Origin of the sequence: Aeromonas sp. HMWF017, from assembly GCF_003061465.1 — a bacterium.
GTDB lineage: Bacteria > Pseudomonadota > Gammaproteobacteria > Enterobacterales > Aeromonadaceae > Aeromonas > Aeromonas veronii.
On record NZ_QAJD01000034.1, the window covers coordinates 19,675 to 29,333 of the forward strand.

Below are 9,659 nucleotides of genomic sequence, written 5' to 3' on the forward strand. Positions count from 1 at the left end.
ACCGACAATTCCCTCACTTTGCCGAGATCGCGGCGGCTTTTTAGTCGTGATGGTGCCCATTGGCTGGTCGGGTCTGGTGATGGGGCCACAACTGCTACCCTTGCGCCCCTTTGTTAACCTGAAACCATGACATGCACCACAAAGCTGAGCCAGAACTGTCCGGCATGAGTCTTATTTTGTGTTGGTTTTATGTTAACGTTTTGCAGTCGAGGTCGTGATGACCCCGTTGGCTTGTGATGGATAACAACCTTATAAAAAGAGAATAAAAAATGAAGAAGAAGCTAATTTATGCAGCTGTTGTCAGCGCCCTGCTGGCCGGATGTGGTGGAGATGACAACAAGGGAGACACCACCAGCTCCCTCGACTACGTCCTGAGTGGTGCCAACGGGGTGCGCCCGAGCGTGCTGGCCCCCCGTGCCAGCGACGGTACCCTGAAGTTTTCGACAGAAACTGCTGATCTGTCGAACCCGGTATCTGCCCTCTCCACCCTGGATGGCTGGTCAACCACCCAACCCGTCCAGCTGGTACCAGCGACCGTGACCGGTGTCTCTGTGCCGGCACCGGCGGCCAGCGAGTATGCCTCTGCCGTTGCGCCCCTCTACCTGCTCGAGCTCACGCTGGATCCGGTCACTCTGCAACCCAACGGTGTCAAGGGCGGCAAGCCACTGGTTTATGGGACCGACTTTGTGGTCACCGGCGGGGACGGCAAGCTTAATCTGGTTCCGCTCAAGCCGTTCAATCCCTCTTCTTACTACATGATCGTGGCGACCGATGCCCTCAAGGACAGTCGCGGCACACCGCTCAAGGCGGGCGGCGATTACAGCAGCTTCAAATCGACAGCTGGCGCAACCACTCAGGAGCAGACCATCAACGGCCTGATCTCGCTGCAGGAAGGTCTGTTCAAGGCGGCCACCGGGATCACCAGCGATCGGGTGATCTTCTCCGACTGGTTTGCCACCCAGTCCGGTGCCGATGTGCTGCTGGCGGTGAAGAGTGCCGCCGCTTCCGTGTTGAAGAGCCCAAGCCTGGATGCCGCGTCGCTGTGGAAACAGGATGCCAGGGGCAATACCAGCTTGCCGGCAACCTATACCATCAGCAGCCTTAATGGCGGCGTGGATTTTCTGACCCAGCTGGCTGCTGAGCCATTCCTGCCGCAGGATCAGAAAGATGCATTGAGTGCCGCCTTTGGTACTGGCATGCCGCTTAACGGTGTTGCCCTGTTGACCAAGGTTTACACCGGCACCGTCAAGCTCCCTTACTTCCTCTCTACCCCGGCGATAGCTGGCTCATGGGACAAGGCCAAGACCCAATCCTGGCACGGCGCCATTCCCAGCCTCTATGCCATCGCCAACGCGCTGAAAGCGGGCGATACCGAGGTGATCGGTGGACTGGTCGGGGCGGGGGTGGACCCGGCACTGCTGGGTGAGCTGATTGCCGACCCGAGCCGTCAGAGTGAACTGCTGACCGAGGCGAGCAAGCTGATCGGGGTGACCCTCACCTCCGGTGGCAAACCGCTGGATGCCGAGCGCAATATCGGTCGTTTCAACCCGTTGCCGACCCTGACCGAAGTACAATCGGTACCGCTGCGGATCTTCGCCGCTGCACCGCTCAATATCATTACCGATGTGATCATCTATCAACACGGGGTTACCTCCATCAAGGAGAACGCTTATGCGCTGGCGCTGAGCCAGATTGGTGCTGGTCTGCAAGTCACACCAACAGCCAAAAATGTCGCTGTGGTGGTGATCGATCATCCGCTGCATGGTGAGCGTGGCTATGCCCTGAGTGGCAGCACGGATACCGTCACCACCTCCGAGAACCCGACTCCCTACCTGAATCTGGGCTATCTGACGGTGGCGCGGGACAACCTGAAACAGAGCGTGGCCGATCTGCTGGGACTGCGACTGGCCGTCGGTCTGGCCAATGCCAAGGGGCTGGGTGGTCAACTGGGCGGTGCCGGTCTGAAGGTACATTTCCTCGGCCACTCGCTGGGGGCAATTGCCGGAGCCAATCTGCTGGCGGTCGCCAACCAGACCACCGGCAGTGCCCTGGCTGATGCCCTGTTCAAGTTCGATACCGGCGGTCTGGCGATGCCGGGTGGCGGCATCGCGCCGCTGCTGCTCAACTCGCCGAGCTTCGGGCCGACCATCAAGATGAGCGTGCTCACCTCGGGCAGTCCGGCGCTGAAAGCGGGCTTTACCGCCTATGCACCGAATTGCAAAACAGCTGCCGCCACTTGCTTCGTCAACGAGTTCCTGCCCAGTCTGGATGCGGCCACGCAGGCGGGGGCGGCGAGCACCTTGCAGAGCTATACCTTTGCCGCCCAGTCAGTGCTGGATTCTGCCGACCCGATCAATCTGGGCAGTGGTGTCGCCAAGAGCTTCCCGCTGTTCGCCACCGAAATTGTTGGCGATGGTGCGCTCAGCTTGCCGGATCAGGTGATCCCCAACAGCATCGCCTCCGCGCCGCTGGGTGGCACCGAACCACTGTTCCGGGTGCTGGGTTTACAAGAGCTGAAGGGTTCCGGTGTGCTCCCGGCGGGTCACCATGCTGCACGCTTCCTGAAAGGGGGCCATAGCTCGCTGCTGGCCCCTGACGAGAACTTCGATCAGGCTGGCGCGGTCACTACCGAGATCCAGACCCAGTTCGCCAGCTTCTTTATGAGTGGCGGTGCGGCGGTCAAGGTAACCGATGACACCCTGATCAAGCAGTAACTGCCTATCGCGTAACAAAACGCCGCCCTTCGGGGCGGCGTTCTCGTTTCTGCAGCAGCTGAAAAATCAGCCCGGCTGGTGGTGACGATCCAGCCAGCCTTGCAGCAGGCCGACCAGCAGGCCGGTCAGGTGGGCGATGTTGGCGGTGCTGGTGCCGAGCATGTCGAAGAAGCCGAGCACCATCCAGAACAGCATAAAGCCCATCAGCGCCGGTGGCAGAGTGAGGCCGCAGGCCGGTTGCAGTTTGCTGCGCAGCCAGCAGTAGCCGAGCAGGGCATAGACCACGCCGGAGAGGCCGCCAAACAGCGGGCCGCTGGCAAAAAACTCGGCGATATTGGGCAGGGCGGCGCCCACCAGCAGCAGGATCAGCAGTTTGCCGCTGCCGAGGCGCTGCTCGATCTGACCACCGAGATACCACCACCACAGCAAGTTGAACACCAGATGGAGCACCGAGAAGTGGATCAGGGCGGGGGTGAAATAGCGCCACGCCTGCCAGTCGGTGAACTGGGCCAGCGTCGGGTGGAACGCCAGCTCGTCGTAGATGGGCAGGCCGATGGCATCGATGCCGTAGATGGCGAGGCAGGCGATGATCACCACCAGCGTCAGCGGCCCCGCCTGATGGAGAAAGTCGGTGATGGGGTCCGTCATCCCCTTGCTGTAGTCGATGCGGGCATCGGCGCGGCCGGATTGCCAGGAGGCCTCCATGTAGCGCGGGTGGCCCGGCTCGGCCAGGAAGCGTTTCACCTCCAGCTGGGCCTGAGCGAGGCGCGGCTCGTCCGCCAGCCAGATGGTCACCCCCAGTTCGGACTGGGTCAGCTCGCAGGAGATGCCCAGCGTCGCCAGATAGTCCACCAGCGCCTGCGCCATGCGGGCGTTGTCGAGCACCAGCAGCTGGATCATGCCTCGCCTGCCTCGCCTGCCTCGATGGGAAACTCCCGGCGCCACGCTTCGAAACCGCCATCCAGACTGTAGACCTCGTCATAACCCTGTTGCAGCAGGTATTGGGCCGCCCCCTGACTGCTGTTGCCGTGATAGCACATCACGATGACCGGGGTATCGAAATCCACTTCGTTCATAAAGCGCACCAGGGTGCCGTTGGTGAGGTGGAAGGCGCCGACCGCGTGGGCCGCTTCAAAGGATTGCGGGTCGCGAATATCCACCAGACGGGCTTCACCCGCGCTCAGTTTCTGGTGGGCATCATGGGCATTGATATGGGCAAACTGGTCCATCGGGATGTCCTGCGAATAGGTTGATTATGGGCCAGTGTACCGCAAGCTTGGGCGCAAACTAACCCCACAAAAGATAAGGGAGCCTGCGGCTCCCTTGTCGATATGGCATGCGGGTCAGTGGGTTAACCGCCCAGATAGGCCTGCCGCACTGCCGGGTTGGCCAGCAGGGCGGCTCCTGTGTCTTGCAGCACCACGTGGCCGTTCTCCAGCACATAGCCGCGGTCGGCCAGCTTGAGCGCCTGGTTGGCGTTCTGCTCCACCAGAAAGATGGTCATCCCCTTCTGGCGCAACTGCTCAATGGTGTCGAAGATCTGCTGGATGACGATGGGGGCCAGCCCCAGCGAGGGTTCATCCAATAGCAGCAGGCGCGGTTTGCTCATCAGGGCGCGGCCGATGGCCAGCATCTGCTGCTCGCCGCCGGACATGGTGCCTGCCCGCTGTTCCAGCCGTTCGTGCAGGCGCGGAAACAGGGTGAACACCTGATCCAGCAGGCCATGCTGCTCGGTCTTGTCGACGAAGAAGGCGCCCATCAGCAGGTTCTCCTCCACTGTCAGGCGGGCGAAGATACGGCGCCCCTCCGGCACTACGGCGATATCCTTGCGCATGATGCGGGCGGTGGTGAGGGAGCTGATCTGTTCCCCCTCAAACCAGATGGAGCCGCTGCTGGGCTTGGGTTCACCGCAGAGGGTCATCAGCAGGGTGGTTTTGCCAGCGCCGTTGGCTCCGATCAGGGTGACGATTTCCCCCTCTTTCACCTCGACGCTGACATCGTGCAGCGCCTGAATTTTGCCGTAGTGGGTCGATACGTTGCGAAGTTCTAACATCTTTTTGTCCTTACGACTCGCCCAGATAGGCCTTGATCACTGCCGGGTTGTTGCGGATTTCATCCGGCTTGCCGTGGGCCAGCGGGGTGCCCTGGCTGACCACGAAGATGCGGTTGGAGATGCCCATCACCAGCTTCATATCGTGTTCGATCAGCAGCACCGAGACCCCGAACTCGTCCCGCAGGCTCATGATGAGCTCGTCCAGCTCGTCGGTCTCCTTCGGGTTGAGGCCGGCAGCCGGTTCGTCCAGCATCAGCAGCTCGGGACGGGTCGCCATGCAACGGGCGATCTCGAGCCGGCGCTGCTGACCGTAGGCCAGATTACCGGCGGCGCGGTTGGCAAGATCCTTGAGGCCCACTTTATCCAGCCAGAAGGCGGCCCGCTCCAGCCCCTCCTGCTCGGCACGGCGGAAGGCCGGGGTCTTGAACAGACCGGCGATAAAGCTGGTGTTGAGATGCTGGTGCTGGGCAACCAGCAGGTTCTCCACCGCCGTCATCTCCTTGAACAGCCGCACGTGCTGGAAGGTACGCACAATCCCCTTGCGGGCGATGAGGTGGCCGGGCAGCCCCTGGATCTCCTCACCCTTGTAGCGGATGGTGCCGCCGCTCGGGCAGTAGAAGCCGGTCAGGCAGTTGAAGATGGTGGTCTTGCCTGCGCCGTTGGGGCCGATGATGGAGATCACCTCGCCCTTGTCGATATCCAGTTTTACCCCGTTGACGGCCAGCAGGCCCCCGAAGCGCATCGACAAATCAGAGACTTCCATTAACTTCTGATGTGTACTCATTTCTTCAACTCCAGATGCGGACGGGTCATAGGCAGCAATCCTTGTGGCCGCCAGATCATCATGAACACCATCAAGAGGCCGAACATCAGCATGCGGTACTCGTTGAACTCGCGGGCCAGCTCCGGCAGCACCGTCATCACGATGGCAGCCAGCACCACCCCGATCTGGGAGCCCATGCCACCCAGCACCACAATCGCCAGCACGATGGCCGACTCGATAAAGACGAAGGATTCCGGGCTGATAAAGCCCTGCCGCGAGGCAAAGAAGCTGCCTGCGAAACCGGCAAAGGTGGCGCCTATGGTGAAGGCGGTCAGCTTGATGATGGTGGGGTTGAGCCCCAGCGATTTGCAGGCGATCTCGTCTTCCCGCAGCGCTTCCCAGGCGCGTCCCAGTGGCATCCGCAGCAGGCGGTTGATGACGAACAGGGTCACCACCACCAGCACCAGCGCCATCAGGTAGAGGAAGATCACCTTGTGGTTGGCGTTGTAGGTAATGCCGAAGAAGTTGTGGAAGGTATCAAAGCCCCCATCCTTGACGGTGCGGTTGAATTCCAAACCAGCGAGCGTCGGTTTGGGAATGCCGGAGATTCCGTTTGGGCCGCCGGTCAGGGTGGTCATATTGTTGAGCAGGATACGGATGATCTCGCCAAACCCCAGGGTGACGATGGCCAGATAGTCCCCCCGCAGCCGCAGCACCGGGAAACCGAGCAGGAAGCCGAAGGTCGCGGCCATCAGCCCGGCGATGGGCAGGCACTCCCAGAAGCTCAGTCCGAAGTAGGTGTTGAGCAGGGCATAGCTATAGGCACCGACCGCGTAGAAGCCGACATAGCCGAGATCGAGCAGACCGGCGAGGCCGACCACCACGTTCAGCCCCAGCCCCAGCATGATGTAAATCAGGGTGAGGGTGGCGAGATCGATGGCGCCGCGGGAGGCCATAAAGGGCCAGCTCACCGCGAACAGCAGCACCAGCACGGCGGTGAGGTTATAGAGCTTGGGCGCCTCTTCCGGGCTCGGTAGCACCAGCTTGGTGAAGCCGACCGAGAAGCCGCTGATGGAGGCCTGAAACAGCTTGGCGATCTGGCCGCGCAGCATCTGGAACCAGAAAACGAGGGTGGCGCCCCCCAGTAGCCAGGCCAGCGACACATCGAGGCGGCTCACTACCTGCAGGCTGGAGCCATCGGTCTCCAGCTTGAAGCCGAGCAGCCAGAAAGAGAGCACCAGCAGCACCAGGCTGGCGATGCAGGCATGGATGAATTGGCGTTTCATCATACTTTCTCCACTTCCGGGCGGCCCAGAATGCCGGTCGGCATAAAGAGCAGCACAAAGATGAGCAGGGCGAACGCCATCACATCCTTGTATTCGGTGCTGAGGTAGCCGGCGGTGAGCGCTTCCACCACGCCGAGCAGCAGACCGCCCAGCACTGCGCCGGGAATGCTGCCGATACCGCCCAGTACCGCGGCGGTGAAGGCTTTCAGCCCTGCCATAAAGCCGAGATAGGGGTTGATGACGCCGTAATACATGCCGAGCAGCACCCCGGCGACGGCAGCCAGCGCGGCCCCCAGCACGAAGGTGATGGAGATGACCACGTGGGTGTCGATCCCCAGCAGGTTGGCCATCTTGATATCTTCCGAACAGGCGCGGCAGGCGCGGCCCATGCGGGAGCGGTTGATGAACTGGGTCAGCGCCAGCATGGTGACAAAGGTCACCACGAAGATGATCAGCTGCATATAGGAGAGGCTGGCCTGAAAACCATCCTCACCCCCCAGGGTCCAGCCACCGGAAATCAGGGTGGGCATGGCGATATCGCGCGAGCCCTGGGCCATCCGCATCATGTTCTGCAAGAAGATCGACATGCCGATGGCGGAGATGAGGGGGATCAGCCGGTTGCCGCCGCGCAGCGGCCGGTAGGCAACCCGCTCGATGCTCCAGCCATAGGTGCCGGTGATGATGATACTGACCAGGAAGGCGCCTCCCAGCAGTAGAAAGGTGCTGTCGATGCCCATCATCATGAGCCCCGCCATCACCATAAAAGCGACATAGGAGCCGATCATATACACCTCGCCGTGGGCGAAGTTGATCATGCCGATGATGCCATAGACCATGGTGTAGCCAATGGCGATCAACGCATAGGTGCTGCCTATGGTTAATCCGTTCAGCAGTTGCTGAACGAGATAAAGGAGGTGTTCGGACATACTGCGTTCCCTGTACTTGCCCGCAAAGAGAGGAGGGGGTGAGCGTACTCACCCCCGATCGGCAGATTATTTGACTTGGCTGGAAGTACCGTCAGCGTGCCACTGGAACACACCGAATTCGAAGCCTTTCAGGTCACCGTTTGGTGCCCAGGTCAGGGGGCCCATCACGGTATCGATCGGCGCAGCCTTGATGGCGGCGGCAACGGCGGCCGGGTCATCTTCACCCGCCTTGGCGATACCGGCTGCCAGGGTTTGCACCGCGGCATAGGTAGTCCAGACGAACGGGCCGGAGGAGTCCTGACCCTTGGCCTTGAACGCCGCTACCAGCGGGGCGTTGGCAGGTACCAGATCGTATTTGTTCGGCAGGGTCACCAGCAGGCCTTCGGAAGCCGGGCCACCAATGGCGGAGATATCCTTGTTACCCACCCCTTCCGGGCCCATGAACTTGGCTTTCAGCCCCTTCTCGCCAGCCTGACGCAGGATCAGACCCAGCTCAGGGTGATAGCCGCCGTAGTAGACGAAATCGACGTTCTCTTTCTGCAGTTTGGCGATCAGGGCGGAGAAGTCCTTGTCACCGGCGGTGATCCCTTCAAAGGCCACCACTTTCACGCCAGCCTTGTCGAGCGCGGCTTTGACGCTGGAAGCGATCCCTTCACCGTACTGCTTCTTGTCGTGGATAACGGCCACGCGTTGGGGTTTGACCTGCTCGATGATGTACTTGGCAGCAGTCGGGCCCTGATCGCTATCCAGGCCGATGGTGCGCAGGGTCAGCTGGTAACCGCGCTCGGTGATCTTGGGGTTGGTGGAGGCAGGGGTGACCATCAGGATCCCCTCGTCTTCATAGATGTCGGAGGCGGGCAGGGTGTTGTCGGAGCAGAGGTGGCCGACCACGAACTTGACGCCATCGTTCACCACCTTGTTGGCAACGGCCACCGCCTGCTTGGGATCGCAGGCATCGTCATAGACGAGCGCTTCGATCTGCTTGCCATTGATGCCGCCAGCCTTGTTGATCTGCTCGACCGCCATCTTGCCGCCGGTGAACTGCATGTCCCCGTACTGGGCAACCGGGCCGGTAACCGGGCCTGCGATACCTATCTTGATGGTGTCTGCCGCGTGAGCGATGGAGATCGATCCAAACAGAGCCAAAGAAACCGCTGCGCCAACTGTGATTTTGCTCAACTTATGCATTGATTCGTCCCTTAATCAGTGGATTGTTTCATTTCCGTGTGCCATTCCGGATCTACATCCCGTGCATCCGGCTATAGGTATGGTTCTATCATTCCTCACGGGGCAATAACAAGCTGTTAAAGATACTAACCAGAGGGGGTTGGATGGGTGGATTTTGAAATAAATGACCTGTTATTTTCGGCCAATTAGAGCTTAATTTTGATTTGTTGACTTAACATCTTGGTAACGAGAGGCGATTCTGACAAACGCCAGAGGATTAATCTGGCGATATTTTACTCTGACAGCGCTCCCATTTTGACCACAATCCATTTGCGCAAACAGAAATGAGCGCCTAAATTAGCCGGCATTGACAATTCCGTGGCAGAGCTCGTTAAAACCAAGCCTTTATTCGGGAAATCTGCTAATGTTCCGCCTTTGACAGTCAGGAGACAGAGATGGCCACTATCAAGGATGTCGCCTCGCGCGCAGGCGTATCCATCTCCACCGTCTCACATGTGCTCAACCACACTCGGCGGGTCAGCGAAGACGCGACCCAGAAAGTGATTGAGGCGGTGGCAGAACTCAACTACGCGCCCAACTCGGTAGCGCGCAGTCTTAAAATAAATTCGACCAAGACCATTGGTATGCTGGTGACCACCAGCGTAAACCCCTTCTTCGCAGAAGTGGTGCAAGGGGTTGAAGCGTACTGCTTCGAACAGGGCTACAGCCTGATCCTCTGCAACACCGAAA

At 60.2% G+C, this 9,659-nt stretch carries 9 protein-coding genes; 2 read left to right on the forward strand and 7 right to left on the reverse strand.

From position 1 onward, the window contains the following. Positions 1-269 precede the first annotated feature (269 nt). On the forward strand, positions 270-2,714 hold the full coding sequence (locus DBR30_RS02800) for a VolA/Pla-1 family phospholipase (protein ID WP_108541179.1): 2,445 nt from the start codon (positions 270-272) through the stop codon (positions 2,712-2,714). A 66-nt stretch (positions 2,715-2,780) separates the two neighbouring features. On the opposite strand, the gene glpG is transcribed toward DBR30_RS02800, so the two are convergent. From glpG to DBR30_RS02835, 7 genes are all read right to left on the reverse strand, one after another. Then, entirely contained in the window at positions 2,781-3,614 is an 834-nt protein-coding gene (glpG, locus tag DBR30_RS02805) for a rhomboid family intramembrane serine protease GlpG (RefSeq protein ID WP_108541178.1), read from the reverse strand. Continuing rightward, a complete protein-coding gene (gene glpE / locus DBR30_RS02810; RefSeq protein ID WP_108541177.1) occupies positions 3,611-3,943 on the reverse strand; it encodes a thiosulfate sulfurtransferase GlpE in 333 nt (110 codons plus the stop codon). Before glpE ends, glpG begins: the two co-directional genes overlap by 4 nt. A gap of 122 nt (positions 3,944-4,065) precedes the next feature. Continuing rightward, positions 4,066-4,767 (reverse strand): ABC transporter ATP-binding protein, encoded by a 702-nt coding sequence (locus DBR30_RS02815; protein WP_108541176.1) that lies wholly within the window; start codon positions 4,765-4,767, stop codon positions 4,066-4,068. A 10-nt stretch (positions 4,768-4,777) separates the two neighbouring features. Next, positions 4,778-5,551: a high-affinity branched-chain amino acid ABC transporter ATP-binding protein LivG gene (gene livG / locus DBR30_RS02820; protein WP_005339435.1), complete on the reverse strand. Its 774-nt coding sequence runs from the start codon at positions 5,549-5,551 to the stop codon at positions 4,778-4,780. Continuing rightward, positions 5,548-6,816, reverse strand: a complete 1,269-nt coding sequence (locus DBR30_RS02825; protein WP_181363474.1) for a high-affinity branched-chain amino acid ABC transporter permease LivM — start codon at positions 6,814-6,816, stop codon at positions 5,548-5,550. Before DBR30_RS02825 ends, livG begins: the two co-directional genes overlap by 4 nt. Further along, positions 6,816-7,742 (reverse strand): high-affinity branched-chain amino acid ABC transporter permease LivH, encoded by a 927-nt coding sequence (gene livH / locus DBR30_RS02830; protein WP_108541174.1) that lies wholly within the window; start codon positions 7,740-7,742, stop codon positions 6,816-6,818. Before livH ends, DBR30_RS02825 begins: the two co-directional genes overlap by 1 nt. Before the next feature lie 66 nt (positions 7,743-7,808). After that, positions 7,809-8,930, reverse strand: coding sequence for a branched-chain amino acid ABC transporter substrate-binding protein (locus DBR30_RS02835; protein ID WP_162518399.1), 1,122 nt, complete (start codon positions 8,928-8,930; stop codon positions 7,809-7,811). 434 nt (positions 8,931-9,364) lie between these two features. Between DBR30_RS02835 and DBR30_RS02840 the strand changes: the two genes are divergently transcribed. Continuing rightward, the coding region (locus DBR30_RS02840) for a LacI family DNA-binding transcriptional regulator (RefSeq protein WP_146181348.1) at positions 9,365-9,659 on the forward strand (295 nt) is incomplete at its 3' end.

What these genes read in the sequence shown, in the direction of transcription:
- DBR30_RS02800 (WP_108541179.1), top strand. Translation starts at nt 270, where the DNA reads ATGAAGAAGAAGCTAATTTATGCAGCTGTTGTCAGCGCCCTGCTGGCC.
- glpG (WP_108541178.1), bottom strand. Translation starts at nt 3,614, where the DNA reads ATGATCCAGCTGCTGGTGCTCGACAACGCCCGCATGGCGCAGGCGCTG.
- glpE (WP_108541177.1), bottom strand. Translation starts at nt 3,943, where the DNA reads ATGGACCAGTTTGCCCATATCAATGCCCATGATGCCCACCAGAAACTG.
- DBR30_RS02815 (WP_108541176.1), bottom strand. Translation starts at nt 4,767, where the DNA reads ATGTTAGAACTTCGCAACGTATCGACCCACTACGGCAAAATTCAGGCG.
- livG (WP_005339435.1), bottom strand. Translation starts at nt 5,551, where the DNA reads ATGAGTACACATCAGAAGTTAATGGAAGTCTCTGATTTGTCGATGCGC.
- DBR30_RS02825 (WP_181363474.1), bottom strand. Translation starts at nt 6,816, where the DNA reads ATGAAACGCCAATTCATCCATGCCTGCATCGCCAGCCTGGTGCTGCTG.
- livH (WP_108541174.1), bottom strand. Translation starts at nt 7,742, where the DNA reads ATGTCCGAACACCTCCTTTATCTCGTTCAGCAACTGCTGAACGGATTA.
- DBR30_RS02835 (WP_162518399.1), bottom strand. Translation starts at nt 8,930, where the DNA reads ATGCATAAGTTGAGCAAAATCACAGTTGGCGCAGCGGTTTCTTTGGCT.